We start from the raw sequence: 18064 nt of genomic DNA on the forward strand, positions 1-18064 counted from the left end.
TTAATTAAAGCCGTGTGCTTGCCTTTAATAGGAGTAAGGAAATGCCAGCGATTAAAGTTATTTGTTTGTCTGCATTATTAGCCTTTACTAATAATGCATTTTCCAGTAGTACAGAACCCTCTAAAACCCTCTCTTACGATGCACTTTTAACAAATTACCAGTATGATTTTAAAGTAAATTATTTTGATATTGCATCACAAAAGCAATCGCTAAAAATGGCGTATATTTATTTAAAACCCACGCAAAAAAATATGCCAACAGTGACGCTAATGCACGGTAAAAACTTTAATGCCGACTACTGGAGCCCCACAGCCCGTTACTTACAGTCGCTTGGATTTGGGGTGCTGATCCCCGATCAAATTGGTTTTGGTAAGTCTTCAAAGCCCACTAACTATCAATATTCATTTGCGGCGCTTGCGCATCATACACATGCATTAATGGACTCGCTAAATCTTGAAAAGTCGATTGTTGTTGGCCACTCTATGGGGGGAATGCTAGCGAGCCGTTTTGCATTAATGTACCCAGATACAACCACTAAACTGATTTTGCTTAATCCAATAGGGCTTGAAAACTACTTACACTATGTAAAATACAAAGACACCAACTTTTTTTATAAAAATGAGCTTAACAAAACGCCCGAAGGTGTTAAAAAATACCAGCAAAAAAACTATTACGATGGCCAATGGAATGCTCAGTATTCAGCATTAACCGACTTTATTACAGGGCAAATACAAGGCCCAGATAAAGAGCAAATTGCTTGGGTTAACGCTAAAACCTACGATATGATTTTTACCCAACCGGTGATCACTGAATTTAAAGACTTAACCGTGCCCGTTAAATTAATTATTGGTACGCGTGACAGAACAGGCCCTGGCCGAAACTGGAAAAAAGACGGGATAGATTATCAGCTGGGGCGTTACGACAAATTAGGAAAACACGCTGCTGCGCTCATTCCTGATGCGCAACTGTTTGAACTTGATAATTTAGGTCATTTACCGCAAGTAGAAGATTTTGAGCGATTTAAGGCAGTTTTTAAACAAGCACTAAGTGATTAATAGCTTGATACTTAATAAAATAAAGCCCCTGTAAGTAAACTGCTTACAGGGGCTTTTTATATAAAACTAATTTACAGCGTACATTGCGGGTTTTTACCCTGCGATTTAGCCGTACTTTGCTCGCTAAGTGCTTCGCTCATTTGTGCTTGTAAATTATTAATTCGATTGCTCGGTGCAGGGTGAGTAGATAAAAACTCAGGTGTGCTACCACTGCCTGCTGCGCTCATATTTTGCCAAAGCGTTACCGACTCTTGTGGGTTAAAGCCAGCCTGCGCCATTAAATCTAAGCCAATGGTATCGGCCTCTGATTCGTGTGAACGGCTAAACGGTAAAACTACGCCGTACTGCGCCCCTAAACCTAAACCTTGCATAATTTCGTTGCGGTATTGTACGTTGCCCATTTCAAGCGCTGCGCTGCCTAATTGCATACCAGTATCTAAAATTGAGCTTTGTGATACACGCTCATTTGAATGCTCTGCTATGACGTGGCCCACTTCGTGCCCTAGTACGGTTGCAAGCTGATCTTGATTGGTGGCTATTTTTAATAACCCCGTATGAACACCTATGTAGCCACCAGGTAATGCAAAAGCATTTGCCGACTCATCTTCAAATACCACGACTTCCCAATTTTGTGAGGCGTATTCTTTTGGTAAAACAGCCACGACCTTTTCAGCAATACAATTTACATACGCATTGGTTTTTGCATCTTTATTGATTGGCTGTGACTCCTTCATTTGAGCAAAACTTGCGGTGCCCATTTCACTCATTTGTTGCTCTGAATACAGCGCAATTTGAGTACGCCCCGTAGGCGATGTTTTACAGCCGGCTAAAACTGCGGTTGCGAGTAAGGCAAGGGCTAGCTTTTTCATGGTGTTTCCTTCAAGTCTTTAATTTTTATTAGTTGTAGAATAGCAAACACAGTGCCAGTTTAGAATCTTTGCTCCTTATTACGTCGCTTTTTATTTTTAATAAATAAATGACCTTGCCAGACAAACTAAGTTTATACCCTTGCATAGCCCTGTTACACTATAAGCCTTGTTTTTAGTGAATGTTGAGTGACTACATGGACGCCTCGGCCTCGTCTTTTAATACCCGAATTTTGTTACCCTTGTTAGCCAGTATTGTTGCTATTACGCCGCTGGCTATAGACATGTACTTACCGGCCATGTTGGTTATTGCGAACGATTTACAAACCACTATGCCAAATGTACAAATTTCGCTAAGTATTTATTTGGCTGGCTACTCGCTAGGCATGTTATTTTTTGGCCCTATTGCCGATCAACTCGGTCGACGAAAACTAGCCCGGATTGGCTTAACCTTATTTGGTGCAAGCTCATTTGCGCTGGCTTTTACCACCGAAATACACACCTTTTGGGTACTTAGAGCCGTGCAAGCATTCACCGGCGCGGCAGCTACGGTGGTTGTGCCTGGCGTAATTAGGCATATTTATCAAAAAAACACCGCTAAAGGCATGTCGTATGTATCTATGATTATGATGGTAGCGCCTTTAGTTGCCCCCTCTGTGGGCTCGTTTATTTTAGGGTTCTCGGTATGGTCAACCATATTTTTGGTTCTTGCTGCCTATAGCTTTTTAATTTTAGCGTTTGTACAAGTGTATTTAATTGATATCCCCATTCATAAAAATGAGAAAAAAGGCCTAGCCTTGTTTTTCGACAGCTATAAAACGGTACTTAGTAATAAAGATGCACGTGCAGACATATTAAGCTCTATGTTTGTCTCGTTTGGCTTTTTTTGCTTTTTAACCTCAGTGCCTTTTGTATACCTAGATTTATATAATGTGTCTGAGCAATTATTTGGTATTTTATTCGCATTTAATGTCATGGCACTTATGTGTGGTAACTTTTTAAATACCCGAATTGTACCAAGAATTGGCTCTCGAAAAATGCTGTACATAGGGCTTGTATGTGGCTTTGCCTCTGGGCTGGCACTGCTTACGTTTAGCTTGTTGCAGCTTTCTTTATATTACATTGTAGCGGCCATTGCGCCTTTAATGATGAGCCTAGGGGTAACAGCAAGCAATGCTGATTCATTAATATTAATGAAGTTTGAAAAAAACACCGGTACCGCCACCGCTGTTATTGGAACGCTGCGCTTTGGCAGTGGCGCGCTCGTTGGCCCATTGCTTGCTGTGGTGCATGCAAAAAGTGCTGTACCGTTTTCAAGCTTAATGTTTAGCGCCGTGCTATTAACTATGCTGGTGCAGTTAATCCACTATAAAATAGACAAAAAAAATGCCTCATAATGAGGCATTTTTTATAAACAGTGACTAATTAAGCGTCTGCTGCTTTAGATACCATAACCATTGCAGGGCGTAATAAACGACCATTTAATGTGTATCCTTTTTGCATTACTGCAAGTACCGTGTTTGGTGAAACATCGTTACTTGGTTGGATAGACATTGCTTGGTGGAATTCTGGATTGAATTGCTCACCTTGTGGGTTAACAATTTCAACGCCAAACTTTGCAACCGCATCGTTAAAGCTTTTAACTGTCATATCAATACCTTCTAGCAATGGCTTTAAGGTTTCGTTTTCTTTATCAGAAAACTCAATAGCGCGCTCTAGGTTATCGATTACTGGAAGTAATTCGTTAGCAAACTTTTCCAGTGCAAATTTATGTGCTTTTTCTACATCTTGTGCAGCACGACGACGAATGTTATCTACATCTGCGGCGGCGCGTACAACGCTGTCTTTTTGATCCGCAATGGTTTGCTTTGCGGTTTCAAGCTCTGCGTATAGCATTGCAATTTCAGCTTCAGGGCTTTGCTCTTGGTCTGCTTCGTGTTGCTCTGCGGCTTCTACTGCTGCTTCAACATCAGCTTCCATTTGAGCTACTTCTTCGTTTAGTTCTACTTCTTGCTCTGGGTTTTGTGTCTGCTCAGACATAAAATACGTGCTCCAATTCTTTACAACTGCGGTAATTATGGGGATTGAATAAAAAGATTCAAGAGTTAGATGGCTCTAATAATTTAAATTCTTGGATTAATTGTTCAATTTGCGCCGATTTAGGGCAAATTACGCAAAAGCGGCTTTGATACTCTTGATTTTGAAAGTACGGCACACTAATTACTATCAGCTCATTACACTCTGTAAACGGTAAGTTTTCAGTGTTTAAAACTGATACCCCGTTTTTAAATGCGAGTTTATCTTCGACAAAATTTAAAAATGAAACGCCAATATTTAAGCTTTGCTCGCAATCGACCTTTTTATATAAATAGTTTTCGCCTACTACAATACTGTTATCTGATCCAAGCTTATGACTAAGCTGGCGCGTCCACTGTGTCAGTGAGTCATGGCAATTACGCGGTGCGGTGTTTGCCATTGCTTGCATTCTGTACAAACCTTCCATTAAGGTTTGTTGGCTAAATACTGTGTTTAACCAAGTTGCAAATTGATAACGCACGGCATCTGAGGAATCATCAGGTTTGTTGATACAAATATTGTGGCTTTGCCCTGCTCTATCTATTAGCAGTACAAGCCAATCGTTAGAATCAAACTCAAGCACTTCTACTCTAAACACTTGTTGTGAGCTTGCTTGGGGTAAGCCTACACAACAACATACTTGATACTTTTTACTTAATCCATGGGCCAGCTCCACAAGTTGTGCTTGTTTTGGCTGCCAGTAATTAGCTATTTCAGCTAACGGAAAAAACTCATCAAACCAATAATCAAATCCTTGGTTTGTAGGCACACGCCCTGCCGATGTATGAGGGGAATATAACAAGCCTACTTTTTCAAGTCGCGCCATAGCATTTCGTACCGTGGCAGAACAAACCGCCATGCCTTTTTGCTTCGCTATTTTTGTTGATGGAACGGGTAACCCTTCACCATTACAATAAAGGCTCATCACTGCTGAAAAAATTTGTTGATCTCGCGGGTTTATATTCATGTTATCTACATCTTGTTGCATGAAAGAGATATCGGGGCAGTTAAAACAAATTCAAGCCTAAAGCACGCTTTAAGTGAATATGTTGTTGCATGCATTACAATAAAACACTGCTGCAACTATTTTTAAGCATTAAATACAAAAATTAAAGGGGTAATTTAATCTGTTGAGCCAATAATCAGCTCTTAGGTGAGCTTGGCAATATACAGGCGTAATTGAATCATTATCATATTGGTAAATCTGTGTTTTCAAACACTTCTGTTTTGAGTTACCCTACAAAAATATTATTACTTTTTATTGCAGCCGTTATGCACTCACCGTTTAAAACTATTGGCCTTATAGGTAAACCAAACCACCCTAAAGCTGCGGCTACGTTACAGCGTTTACATACTTTTTTATCGGCTCTTGGCTTTACCGTGATTGTAGAAAAGCGCACCGGTGGGCAGTTATCGGATGTCCCTGATACTCATCAAGTTGACCTTGTTAGCTTAGGCGAGCAAGCCGACCTTGCTATTGTTGTAGGGGGTGATGGCAATATGCTTGGTGCTGCTCGCGTACTGGCACGCTTTGACGTAGCTGTAATAGGCGTAAACAGAGGTAATTTAGGGTTTTTAACCGACTTAAACCCAGAGGGCTTTGAAGGAAGCCTAGAGCAAGTGTTAAGCGGCGAATATTTAGAAGAAAAACGCTTTTTGCTCGAGGTAGAAGTATACCGCCATAACGAACTTAAAAGTGCGAATTCAGCCGTTAACGAAGCGGTGCTACATGCCGACAAAGTTGCCCACATGATTGAGTTTGAAGCTTTTATTAATAATGACTTTGTGTTTTCTCAGCGCTCTGATGGCTTAATTGTATCAACCCCTACCGGCTCTACAGCTTATTCTTTATCGGGTGGCGGGCCCATTTTAACACCTGAGCTTAATGCAATTTCGTTAGTGCCTATGTTTCCGCATACATTATCAAGTAGACCCTTAGTGGTTGATGCCGATAACGAAGTACGCTTAAAGTTAAGCCTTGAGAACACCGACAGCTTACAAGTCAGTTGCGACAGCCATGTAGTGCTTGCCGTTTTACCCGGCGATGAAGTGGTTATTAAAAAAGCCGACAGAAAACTGCGCTTAATTCACCCAAAAAACTACTCTTACTACAACGTTTTACGTACTAAACTTAATTGGGGCAGCCGTTTATACTAATTTTATTGCCAAGCGTAGTGCTTTAGCGCAAAATACAAGACAAATAAAAATTAATCAAACTAGGAATATCTAGCAATGACTTACGTTGTTATCTTTGCTTTGTTACTACTTATCACATTGCTTGGCGTTTATATTAGAATTGAAAACAATAGAAAAAAAGCATTAGAAATCAAGAAAAAACAATTTAACGAACGTGTTGCCCAAGTAAGCACTCGCCTAAAAGCCAAGCTTAATAGCTTATTAGAAGCTAAAATAATAAGACCTAAGTATGTAGCGCAAATACAGGCAATTGTGACCAATTTTTTTGTGGTTCAGCCCCATACTGATGAAAACCTGCAACATTTAGAAGATATTAGCGACAGCTTAGTGAGCACGCTTTCGATAGAGTTTCAAAAAGCACTGCAAAATGAAAACGCCCAAGCGCTACAAGATAATATACAGTACTTTGTGAGTGAGTTACCCCAACAAGGCATACTATATAATAAAGCGTTTTATCACGAAATTTTACCCTCATTGATTGTACAAATTAAAACTGACACACCTGTAAACCCAAGCGAAAGCCTTGAAAATACTGACGAAACCCCTTCTGATGCAAGTACTGACTCTGATAGTCAGTTTTCTCAAAATGCGAGCGTTGCTTAAAAAGTAAAAAATTAATTTGCAAAAAACCTAAACACTGTATAAATTAACAGTTAATTCACTGGATGGATGAACAGTATGTTAATTGGTTTAGAAATTAAAAATTTTGCAATTGTAAGTAACTTAAGCACTGAGTGGCATAACGGCATGACGGCGATCACGGGTGAAACCGGCGCGGGTAAATCGATTGCCATTGATGCACTTTCACTGTGTTTAGGCGAGCGCGCTGAAGCGTCGGCGGTTCGCCCTGGCACAGATAAAGCAGAAGTGTGCGCACAATTTGATTTAACTGCCCTTCCTCTTGCTAAAGCATTTTTAGAACAACACATGCTAACGAGTAACGACAACGAATGCCTACTTAGACGCGTTGTTTGTAAAAATGGCCGCAGCAAAAGCTATATAAATGGCAGCGCTGTTACAGCAGCTCAACTTAAAGAGCTGGGACAGTATTTAATTTCTATACACGGACAGCACGCTCATCAACACCTTTTAAAAGCTGAACACCAGCTGCAACTGCTTGACGCCTACGCAGGCCACAACCAGCTTGTAAAAGCGGTTAGCCAAAGCTTTAAATTATATGCAAACCTGCAAAAAGAATTTAAACAGCTTGAGCAACAGCAATTACAACAAGCCGCTCAAAAACAATTACTCGAATACCAAGTTGCCGAATTAGATGAGTTTGCCTTACAAGACGGCGAGTTTGAACAAATAGAAGCCGAACATTACAAGCTAAGTAATAGCCAAACCATTTTAGAAGCCTGCCAGCGCGAACTTCAACATTTATACGAAAGTGATGAGCAAAATGCCTGTTCAATGCTGCAACACAGCGCTCAGCAATTTGCCGAGCTTGCAAATTATGACGAAAGCTTAGCAAGTGTAGCTGCATTATTAGATGAAGCCGCAGTGCAAGTTGAAGAAGCAAGCAGAGAAGTAAGAAACTACGCAGAGCAAGCCGACTTAGACCCTGCTCGATTAACAGAAGTAGAAGCGCGCTTAAGTGGCGCAATGGACTTAGCCCGTAAGCATCATATAAAGCCTCAAGAGCTGGTTGAGTTTCATCAAGGTTTAACACAAGAGCTAGAATCAATTAGTAACAATAGCTCACGTTTGGCGCAATTAGACGATGAAATAACTAATGCGCTAAGTGCATACCAGCACGCCAGTGATCAGCTAAGCGAAAGTCGCCATAAATATGCTAATACATTAAATCAATTAATTAGTGAAAGCATGGCTAATTTATCAATGGAAAATGGGGTCTTTGAAATTCAGCTTACCCAAGAAGCTGAGCGCCAACCCAATGCATTAGGTTTTGATAGCGTCTCGTTTTTGGTCTCTACTAATCCTGGGCAGCCATTACAACCTTTAGCTAAAGTTGCCTCGGGTGGTGAGCTGTCGCGTATTAGCCTTGCCATACAGGTGATCATTGCCCAAAAAGTGACAACGCCAACGCTTATTTTTGACGAAGTGGATGTAGGTATATCAGGTCCTACCGCCTCCTCTGTAGGGAAGTTACTACGCCAACTAGGAAAATCAACACAGGTTATTTGTGTAACCCATTTACCCCAAGTTGCAAGTAGTGCGCATCAGCAGTTTTTTGTAGCAAAAGAAATAGCACAAGGCGAGACCTTTACTCAAATGCTCAGCCTAAATAAAGACGGCCGTATTAATGAAATTGCACGCTTACTTGGCGGCGATAATATAAGTAAAACCGCTAAAGCAAATGCTAAAGAGCTTATTATGGCGCACGCCTAAGTTATACTTTTGCTACAACAGTGGAGAGACGTTTTAAATGCAAAGCATGCTGATAAATTTTTGCCATGTTACTGGGTGGCTACTTGTCGTTTTAAGCTTTTTACTTATCGGGTTTAGTAAGTTTAAGCACGCAGAATTTAAGCTAAAACTCTTTAGCTTTTTAAAACTTATATTGGTTTATCAAGTAACGGTGAGTGTTTGGCAGTGGTTTATTATTGGCAACATAGTGGCTAATAATCAATGGTTACTTTTATTAGCACAGATACTGTGCTGTGCAATGTGCTATTTAAGTTTACAGCGGCGAAAAAGTAAAAGCCGCCCCAACCTTGATAGTTTTTCTATGGATTAACTAACACAAGCGTTAAGAGCAAGTTCTATTTTTACCTTGCTCTTTTGCTTTGTATAATCGCTCGTCGGCAAGCTTTATGTCTTGGGCTATGGTTGTATCTAGCTGGCTTTGCACAAGCCCCATACTTATAGTTAATACCACCGATTTCCCACTCATGCGCACTGGATTTTTTTGTAATTCTGCATGAATTTTTTCTGCAATACTTTGCCCCTGATCTTTGTCGCTGTTTGGTAGTGCAATTAAAAACTCTTCACCGCCCCACCGAGAAGCAATACCTTGCTTTGGCATGCTCTTTTTTAAAATATTGGCAAGTTGGGTTAACGCTTCATCACCAAAGTCGTGGCCGTAGTTATCATTAATGTTTTTGAAATTATCAACATCAGCTAGCAAAATTACATACGGCTGCTTATTTTTTTTATGAAGATGTTTAAGCTCAGCAAGTTCTTTCATCATAAAACGTCTGTTAGGTAAATCAGTTAAGTGATCTATTGTGGCAAGGCGCTCATTTTTTTGACTCAGCGCGACTATTTTTTCATTGTATTTTTCGCGTGAGCGTTCATAAAAACCACTTAATAAAGCAACAATAATAAAAGAAATGACCACCCTTAGTGGAAGTGCTTCAGGCTGATAATCATAAATATTAAAGTTATCTGTAATAATAAAGCCGGCGATCACGGCAAATAAAAAAGCAACTATATCAAATGTTCCTTTTTTAAGGCCTCTGATAGAGTAAGTCACCGGTGATACAATAAATATCCAAATTGGCCCAGTACCTTCAGCTCCGCCCGAGATCACTAAATACAGCATTAAACAATAAAGGTTATATAAAATGGTGGTCGCTGATTTTTCGACTGCGCGGTAAAGGCTAAAAGCCCACGCATAAAAACCAGCTGAAACTAGCAGCATAATACCAAGCACTACATCAGCACTAGACAATGCATTACACGCCATAGCGAAGGTAGCTATAAATCCGATGGTCGAAAAAAAGCGAACAATTAGCTTTCTTTCTCTGTTGTCTGAGTATGCATTCATATTATTATTTTTATTTGCAAGCGAGCTTTAAAAGCTCATTTTCCGAGGATTTAAAAAAGAAGTTAGCAGCAAGTTTGTACTGAAATAGTACTTTAAGCAAGATTTACACGTTAATTATTGGTTAATGACAATTTTTTAATACTTTTTCATTTGAAAAAAAGCAAAAAAAAGCAAGCCAGTTGGCTTGCCTTTATTATATTTAAAACTTAACGAGATAATTAAACCTCTAAATAATCCATAATACCTTCAGCAGCGTTACGCCCTTCAAAAATAGCCGTTACCACTAAATCAGAGCCTCGCACTATATCGCCACCTGCAAATATTTTCGGATTAGTTGTTTGATGAGTAAATTCACCTTGCTCTGGTGCGTTAATGCCGCCCCAGTGGTTAATTTCTACATCATACTTTTCTAACCAGTCCATTTTGTGTGGTTTAAAGCCAAACGCCATAATAACCTGGTCTGCCTCAAGTACGTGCTCAGAGCCTGGTACAACTTCTGCTCGGCTACGGCCGTTTTCATCAGGCTCACCCAGTTGTGTTTTAACCATTTTAACGCCTGCAACATGACCATTATCATCAAGTACAATACCCGTTGGCTGTACATTAAAGGTAAAGTTTACACCTTCTTCTTTAGCGTTTTTAACTTCACGCTTAGAGCCAGGCATATTTTCTTCATCACGACGATAAGCACAAGTTACTTTAGCTGCATTTTGGCGAATAGACGTTCGCACACAGTCCATCGCGGTATCACCACCGCCAAGTACCACAACCTTTTGATTGGCCATATCAATGCACGCTTGGTTTTTTTCATCGTAACCCATAACGCGATTTGTGTTACCAATTAAAAATGGCAGTGCGTCGTGTACGCCTGGCGCGTCTTCGTTTTCAAGACCAGCACGCATACTCTGATACGTACCTACACCTAAAAATACCGCGTCGTAGTCAGCTAAAATTTCGTCCATAGTGATATCTACACCCACTTCAACGTTTAGCTTAAATTCCACACCCATTTCGGTGAAAATTTCACGGCGCTTTTGCATTACTTCTTTTTCAAGTTTAAAAGAAGGGATACCAAAAGTAAGTAATCCGCCAATTTCTGGGTGACGGTCAAAAACCACTGGCTTTACACCATTACGTACTAAAATATCTGCACACCCTAAACCAGCCGGACCCGCACCAATAATAGCCACTTTTTTATCCGTCCATGTCACGTATGACATGTCTGGTTTCCAGCCCATTTTAAATGCGGTATCGGTAATGTATTTTTCAATATTACCTATCGTTACTGCGCCAAACTCTTCATCAAGCGTACATGAACCTTCACACAGTCTGTCTTGTGGACAAACGCGTCCACACACTTCAGGTAAACTGTTTGTACGATGAGAAAGCTCAGCCGCTTCTAAAATACGGCCAGTTCTAATTAGTTTTAACCATTGTGGAATGTAGTTATGCACTGGGCATTTCCATTCACAGTAAGGGTTACCACAGTCTAAACAACGGTCAGCTTGTGAATTTACCTGATTCTCAGAAAAGGGTTCGTAAATTTCCACGAAAGATTTTTTACGCGACGAGATTGGTTTTTTGCGCGGATCAACACGCTGCACGTCTATAAATTGATATACATTTTCGCTCATACTGCCCCCTTATTGCGCTTGAACACGAAGTTCTGCGCTACTGCGAGCACGGTGCCCGAGTAAACTTTTTACATCACTTGATTTTGGTTTAACTAGTTTGAACATAGGTAAGTACAGTTCAAAATTAGCTAAAATGGTTTCTGCTCGACACGAACCCGTAAGTTCTAAATGCTCGGCAATTAGGCCACGCAAATGCTCTTGGTGCGAACTTAAATCATCAAGTGTTACTACTTCTACAAGCTCTGGATTAATGCGTTTTTCAAAGTCACTTCGCTCATCTAAAATATAAGCAAAACCACCTGTCATACCCGCACCAAAGTTAACGCCTACATTACCTAGCACACATACAACGCCGCCAGTCATGTATTCACAGCCGTTATCACCTACGCCTTCAACAACGGCTTGCACGCCAGAGTTACGCACTGCAAAACGCTCACCAGCACAGCCTGCGGCAAATAACTTACCACCCGTAGCACCGTACAAACATGTGTTACCTGCAATGGTCGCTTTATGACTTTCAAACGATGATCCCAGTGGTGGACGTATAACAAGCTTACCGCCTGCCATGCCTTTACCCACGTAGTCGTTTGCATCGCCAATAAGGGTCATTTCAAGGCCACCGGCATTCCAAACACCAAATGATTGCCCTGCTGTACCATGTAGCTCAATAGATACTGGATCTGCAGCCATACCTTGATTGCCGTGCTTAGAGGCTATGTAACCCGACAGCATTGCGCCCACTGAACGGTCTGTATTGCATATGCGACTCACGAGCGAAATACCCGATGAGGTATCAATCGCTTGTTGTGCTTTACCTAGTAACGTTTCGTTAAGTTCACCTAAATAGTGCGAGCTATTTGGTGCGCTACAAAATAAGGTTTCGCCCGTTGGGTTATTTGGCTGAGCAATTACAGACGATAAATCTATTTTCTTTTGCTTCGCTGTTTTACCTTCAATCGCTTCTAATAAGTCTAAACGGCCAATTAAGTCAGTTAGATTAGCAATACCTAAGCTTGCCATAATTTCACGTGCTTCTTGGGCTATAAACTTAAAGTAGTTCATCGCCATTTCTGGTAAGCCGTGGTAATGCTTTTGACGAAGTGTTTCATCTTGCGTTGCAACACCGGTCGCACAGTTATTTAAATGACAAATACGTAAGTATTTACAACCTAGCGCCACCATTGGGCCCGTACCAAAGCCAAAGCTCTCTGCACCTAAAATAGCGGCTTTAATGATATCTAAACCTGTTTTTAAACCACCATCTGTTTGCAGGCGAATACGGTGACGAAGACCATTTTCAACAAGCGCTTGCTGGGTTTCTGCAAGGCCAAGCTCCCACGGGCTACCCGCGTATTTAACTGACGTTAATGGGCTTGCCCCAGTACCACCATCGTAACCTGAGATAGTAATTAAGTCGGCGTACGCTTTAGCTACACCTGTGGCAATTGTGCCTACACCCGGCTCAGATACTAACTTCACCGATATCATCGCTTCTGGGTTTACTTGTTTTAAATCAAATATTAGCTGGGCTAAATCTTCAATTGAGTAAATATCGTGATGCGGTGGTGGTGAAATTAATGTTACACCGGGTACCGAATAACGAAGTTTTGCAATATACGGCGTTACTTTTTCGCCTGGTAGTTGTCCGCCTTCGCCTGGTTTAGCACCCTGCGCCACTTTAATTTGAATTACATCCGCATTACGAAGGTAGTGCGGCGTTACACCAAAACGACCCGAGGCAACTTGTTTAATACGTGAGTTTTTCTCGGTGTTGTAGCGCAGCTTATCTTCGCCACCTTCACCTGAATTTGAACACCCGCCTAAGCGGTTCATTGCAATGGCAAGCGCTTCATGCGCCTCTGGCGAAAGTGCACCAATACTCATAGCTGCAGAGTCAAAGCGCTGGTATAAAAATTCAGCCGGCTCAACATCATCAATGCTAATGCCTTTTTCCGGTAATTTAAGCGCTAACATATCGCGCAGCGTTGCAATAGGACGGTTATTAACTAAATCAGCATAGGCTGCGTAGTCTTTATAATCGCCTGAACGTACGGCCTTTTGTAGCGTTTGAATAACATCTGGGTTGTAAGCGTGGTATTCACCACCGTGAACGTATTTTAATAAACCACCATGGCTCAATAATTTACGTTTACTAAAAGCAAGTTTATGTAGCTTTTGCTGATCAATATCAAAATCGCTAAAACAGGCGCCTTTAATACGACTTGCCACACCTTTAAAGCACATGTCTACCATAGCATCAGATAGACCAACCGCTTCAAAAAGCATTGAACAACGGTACGATGCAATTGTGCTTATACCCATCTTAGACATAATTTTGTACAAGCCTTTATTAATGGCTTTTCGGTACGAAAGCGTCACTTCGCAGTACGATTTATCAATCACTTTACTGTCGCTCATCGCAACCAGTGACTCGTATGCAAGGTATGGGTAAATTGCGGTTGCACCAAAACCAAGTAATACGGCAAATTGGTGTGCATCGCGTACGCTACCCGTTTCAATAATAATATTAGATTCACAACGTAAGTTATTATCTACTAAACGTTTTTGTACAGCACCTACCGCCATAGCAGCAGGAATTGGTAATTGGGTTTCGCTAAAGTTACGGTCAGATAAAATAAGCATTACACAGCCGGCTGCTGCTTTTTCTTGTGCAGCGTCGCAAATACGTGCAACCGCTTTTTCTAAACCTTCCTCTGCTGTGTATGTAATATCAATTTTACAGTAGCTGTAATGCTCGTCATCGGCATTTAGTAGCTGCTGCATGTCTGCATACATTAAAATTGGCGTATCAAACTGTAGGCGCTTAGCGTGGCCTGTGGTTTCATTAAATACGTTTTGCTCACTACCAATACACGTTGCCAGTGACATTACGTGGTTTTCACGCAGCGGGTCGATTGGCGGGTTAGTCACTTGTGCAAACTTTTGGCGGAAGTAATCGTACAATGAACGATGCCCTTCGCTAAGTACTGCAAATGGCGTGTCATCACCCATAGAGCCTGTTGCTTCTTGGCCGTTTTCACCCATTACGCGAATAACACTATCGAGCTCTTCGTTAGTGTAACCAAACATTTTTTGGTATTTAACAAGTGTTTCGTCATCAAATGAGCGATTACCCGCATCTTGCTCGGTAAGCTCTTCAAACGGGGTTAAACGTTTAACGTTTTCTTCAAGCCATGACTTATAAGGATGACGCGATTTTAAATCTTGGTCGATTTCGTCTGAGTGCCAAATTTTGCCTAATTTAGTATCAATTACTAACAGCTCACCTGGTCCTACACGGCCTTTTTCAACCACTTCATCTGCAGTGTAATCCCAAATCCCTACCTCAGAGGCAAGTGTAATAAAGCCATCTTGGGTAATAACATAGCGCGCTGGACGCAGGCCATTTCTGTCAAGGTTACAGGCTGCAAAACGCCCATCAGACATAACAATGCCCGCAGGGCCATCCCACGGCTCCATGTGCATAGAGTTAAAGTCGTAAAATGCGCGTAAGTCATCATCCATAGCACGGTTTTTCTGCCATGCAGGTGGCACAAGCATACGCATAGCACGGAATAAATCCATGCCACCCGCTAAAAACAGCTCCAGCATGTTATCTAAGCTTGAAGAGTCAGAGCCGGTTTCGTTTACAAATGGCGCTGCACTTTGTAAATCAGGAATAAGTGGCGATGAAAACTTATACGAACGTGCACGAGCCCATTGGCGGTTACCTTCAATGGTATTAATTTCACCATTATGCGCTAAATACCTAAATGGTTGTGCTAAAGGCCAACGCGGCTGAGTATTAGTAGAAAAACGCTGATGGAATACACAAATAGCGCTGGTCATACGAATATCAGCTAAGTCTAAATAAAAGTTAGGCAAATCTGCAGGCATCATAAGGCCTTTATAGATAGTCACTAACCCCGATAAACTCGCAATATAAAACGACTCATCCTCTGCTAAACGCTTTTCTGCACGGCGACGTGCTACATATAAACGTCGCTCTAAATCTTTAGAGCGCCAACCTTCAGGCGCACTAACAAAAATTTGCTCAAAACCAGGTAATTGCTGTGTAGCAATTGGCCCTAGCATTGAAGGGTCAGTAGGCACTTCACGCCAACCGAGTATTTTAAGTGTTTCTTGTTCTAATTCTTCACATAAAACCTGTTTTGCAGCTTGTGCTAAAACGGGATCTGAATTTAAGAAAACCATGCCTACGGCGTAATTTTTACCTAAGTGCCAATTATGCTCACTCGCAATAGCACGGAAAAAACTGTCAGGTTTTTGTAGTAATAAACCACAGCCGTCACCTGTTTTACCATCGGCAGAAATACCACCGCGGTGCTGCATGCGATCAAGTCCAGTAATAGCTGTACGAATAAGCCGATGACTAGCTTGACCATTTACTTGGGCTATTAAGCCAAAGCCACAATTATCTTTTTCTAATGTTGAGTCGTATAACATAGACCCCTCCCTTGCTGCACTGTTAACGTGAATGAACTGCTCGACGATTTGCTAACAGACGCACAAAACTAGCCTCTATAGTAAATAGAGTCAATATTATTTTGAATACATATTCACATTCTTGAATATTTCTCACTTCAAGGCAAGATTTCTTTTTCACCCATAAGTTTTAACATTTAGCGCTTATTTGCGCGTTATTTTTTCATGACACTGGTGTCAATTTTAACATTTTGTAAAAACAAAGGCGTTAAAGCAATACCCTTTACGTAAACGTAAAGAACCAAACCAATGAATAAATATTCACTAATTTCCCACAGGTTCAGTTAACATTTAGATAGTTTAATGCGTTTTAAATAAATTAGAGGTTTAGGATCACGCTTTTCTAGCGTTCATTAGTATAGTTATTAATTGTTGTGTCGTTTTTAGTGCAGATGTAGTGAATTTTTATTTATTACCAATTCGCTTGATTGAGCGAACTATTGTAAGGCTGGAAAAACGTGTTGATAGCTGGGCAAAAAACTCGCTATTTAGTTGTTCTAAAGAAAATTTTTTAGCGAAAATAGCTACACGTTTAGCCCCGCAAAATGATTACGTCTTATTACGCATTGATATAAAACTCATATTTTAATTAAAATTCGCGCTTATATAAGTAGCTTTGTTGCTTACTTATCCTGACTAGGTGCACCTAAACAAGGAGCAAGGGCTGAGTTTGCTAACTATTGAGCACAAATTAATGGTTATAATCACCCACTGATGGGCTGACCAAGATATTAAGACGTAAGAAAGTTATATATAGGCACAAAAAAGCCACGTAAAACGTGGCTTTAATAATCTAGCAAAGTAGCAATTACTCTGCGTCAGCTTCTTTATACTTAGCTGCAGTTTCAGTGATCAGTGGCTGTAATTCACCACGTTGAAACATTTCAATGATAATGTCACAACCACCTACTAATTCGCCCTCAACCCAAAGCTGTGGGAAAGTAGGCCAATTTGCGTATGCTGGTAACTCAGCGCGAATATCTGGATTAAGTAAAATATCAACATAGGCAAATGGTTCGCCACATGACATTAGAGCTTGTGACGCTTGTGAAGAAAAACCACAATTTGGTAATTTAGGCGACCCTTTCATGTAAAGGATAATTGGGTTTTCTGAAATCTGCTGTTTAATTTTATCAATGGTTTCCATCTACAACCTCAAAATGACGATAGCTTGATATACCTAGGGCTTGAAAATAAATCATTGTGGCCACAGATATATAACTTAAAATGGGCAAATAAAGCCGCAATTGAAATAGTCTTTAGCAATAGCATTGCTGTTTGCTTAAACTTGAGTAAAATACTCAACAATTATAGTAACACTATATTTTCGTTTGGTATAGGTAAGTGCTCTGTTCTATCAGGCATTACGTACTATCAAGCGAGTTATCAACCAAAAGAAGATGGAGATAAAAAAATGGCATTTGAACTACCGTCACTACCATATGCAATTGATGCACTTGAGCCTCATATTTCACAAGAAACTCTTGAGTATCACCACGGGAAGCACCACAACACTTACGTTGTTAAATTAAACGGTTTAATTCCAGGTACTGAATTTGAAAACAAATCTTTAGAAGAGATTGTTTGTTCATCTGAAGGTGGCGTATTTAACAACGCTGCACAAATTTGGAACCACACTTTCTACTGGAACTGTCTATCTCCAAATGGCGGCGGCGAGCCAACAGGTGCTATCGCTGACGCTATTAACGCTAAATGGGGCTCTTTTGACGCGTTTAAAGATGCATTAAACGACAAAGCGGTTAATAACTTTGGTTCTAGCTGGACATGGTTAGTTAAACTAGCTGACGGTTCATTAGATATCGTAAACACGTCTAACGCAGCAACGCCGCTTACAGACGAAGGTGTTACACCAATCCTAACTGTGGATTTATGGGAACACGCTTACTACATTGATTACCGTAACGTTCGTCCTGATTACCTTAAAGGTTTTTGGGCGCTTGTTAACTGGGAATTCGCGAACGCTAACTTCGCTTAATT

The 18064-nt window shown here is 40.8% G+C and carries 14 protein-coding genes; 7 read left to right on the top strand and 7 right to left on the bottom strand.

The features are described from left to right. The first annotated feature begins 41 nt into the window (after positions 1–41). Positions 42–1055: an alpha/beta fold hydrolase gene (locus PSH50_RS01850; RefSeq protein ID WP_273609229.1), complete on the top strand. Its 1014-nt coding sequence runs from the start codon at positions 42–44 to the stop codon at positions 1053–1055. A 71-nt stretch (positions 1056–1126) separates the two neighbouring features. Here PSH50_RS01850 and PSH50_RS01855 read toward each other — a convergent pair whose 3' ends face one another. Continuing rightward, positions 1127–1924 carry a M48 family metallopeptidase gene (locus tag PSH50_RS01855; RefSeq protein WP_024033379.1) on the bottom strand — a complete coding sequence of 266 codons (798 nt, stop codon included), beginning with the start codon at positions 1922–1924 and terminating at the stop codon, positions 1127–1129. Positions 1925–2118: 194 nt separating this feature from the next. On the opposite strand from PSH50_RS01855, the gene PSH50_RS01860 reads away from it, so the two are divergent. After that, complete coding sequence (locus tag PSH50_RS01860; RefSeq protein WP_024033378.1) at positions 2119–3318, top strand: Bcr/CflA family multidrug efflux MFS transporter; 1200 nt, start codon at positions 2119–2121, stop codon at positions 3316–3318. Between the two features lie 28 nt (positions 3319–3346). Here PSH50_RS01860 and grpE read toward each other — a convergent pair whose 3' ends face one another. Then, positions 3347–3961 carry a nucleotide exchange factor GrpE gene (gene grpE / locus PSH50_RS01865; RefSeq protein ID WP_054983111.1) on the bottom strand — a complete coding sequence of 205 codons (615 nt, stop codon included), beginning with the start codon at positions 3959–3961 and terminating at the stop codon, positions 3347–3349. 58 nt (positions 3962–4019) lie between these two features. After that, the gene (locus PSH50_RS01870) at positions 4020–4985 is read right to left on the bottom strand and encodes an HrcA family transcriptional regulator (protein ID WP_031289855.1); all 966 of its coding nucleotides are present in this window, start codon (positions 4983–4985) and stop codon (positions 4020–4022) included. Between the two features lie 284 nt (positions 4986–5269). Here PSH50_RS01870 and nadK point away from each other — a divergent pair, with 284 nt between their 5' ends. From nadK to recN, 3 genes are all read left to right on the top strand, one after another. Beyond that, positions 5270–6154: an NAD(+) kinase gene (gene nadK / locus PSH50_RS01875; RefSeq protein ID WP_004588103.1), complete on the top strand. Its 885-nt coding sequence runs from the start codon at positions 5270–5272 to the stop codon at positions 6152–6154. A 75-nt stretch (positions 6155–6229) separates the two neighbouring features. Beyond that, positions 6230–6796 carry a hypothetical protein gene (locus tag PSH50_RS01880; RefSeq protein WP_273609230.1) on the top strand — a complete coding sequence of 189 codons (567 nt, stop codon included), beginning with the start codon at positions 6230–6232 and terminating at the stop codon, positions 6794–6796. 75 nt (positions 6797–6871) lie between these two features. After that, the gene (gene recN / locus PSH50_RS01885; RefSeq protein ID WP_024033375.1) at positions 6872–8545 is read left to right on the top strand and encodes a DNA repair protein RecN; all 1674 of its coding nucleotides are present in this window, start codon (positions 6872–6874) and stop codon (positions 8543–8545) included. Between the two features lie 361 nt (positions 8546–8906). Here the strand turns inward: recN and PSH50_RS01890 are convergent, their stop codons facing one another. The 3 genes from PSH50_RS01890 to gltB form a co-directional block, all read right to left on the bottom strand. Then, positions 8907–9926 carry a GGDEF domain-containing protein gene (locus PSH50_RS01890; protein WP_273609231.1) on the bottom strand — a complete coding sequence of 340 codons (1020 nt, stop codon included), beginning with the start codon at positions 9924–9926 and terminating at the stop codon, positions 8907–8909. A gap of 218 nt (positions 9927–10144) precedes the next feature. Further along, positions 10145–11560 carry an FAD-dependent oxidoreductase gene (locus PSH50_RS01895; protein WP_004588108.1) on the bottom strand — a complete coding sequence of 472 codons (1416 nt, stop codon included), beginning with the start codon at positions 11558–11560 and terminating at the stop codon, positions 10145–10147. A 9-nt stretch (positions 11561–11569) separates the two neighbouring features. Continuing rightward, a complete protein-coding gene (gene gltB, locus PSH50_RS01900) occupies positions 11570–16027 on the bottom strand; it encodes a glutamate synthase large subunit (protein ID WP_055255017.1) in 4458 nt (1485 codons plus the stop codon). Positions 16028–16463: 436 nt separating this feature from the next. Here gltB and PSH50_RS01905 point away from each other — a divergent pair, with 436 nt between their 5' ends. After that, the gene (locus PSH50_RS01905) at positions 16464–16655 is read left to right on the top strand and encodes a hypothetical protein (protein ID WP_029774348.1); all 192 of its coding nucleotides are present in this window, start codon (positions 16464–16466) and stop codon (positions 16653–16655) included. A 219-nt stretch (positions 16656–16874) separates the two neighbouring features. Here PSH50_RS01905 and PSH50_RS01910 read toward each other — a convergent pair whose 3' ends face one another. Continuing rightward, complete coding sequence (locus PSH50_RS01910) at positions 16875–17213, bottom strand: Grx4 family monothiol glutaredoxin (RefSeq protein WP_004588110.1); 339 nt, start codon at positions 17211–17213, stop codon at positions 16875–16877. 267 nt (positions 17214–17480) lie between these two features. Here PSH50_RS01910 and PSH50_RS01915 point away from each other — a divergent pair, with 267 nt between their 5' ends. Beyond that, positions 17481–18062 carry a Fe-Mn family superoxide dismutase gene (locus PSH50_RS01915; protein ID WP_004588111.1) on the top strand — a complete coding sequence of 194 codons (582 nt, stop codon included), beginning with the start codon at positions 17481–17483 and terminating at the stop codon, positions 18060–18062. The last annotated feature ends 2 nt before the right edge of the window (positions 18063–18064 follow it).

This window comes from Pseudoalteromonas sp. Angola-7, from assembly GCF_028599255.1.
Classification (GTDB): domain Bacteria; phylum Pseudomonadota; class Gammaproteobacteria; order Enterobacterales; family Alteromonadaceae; genus Pseudoalteromonas; species Pseudoalteromonas atlantica.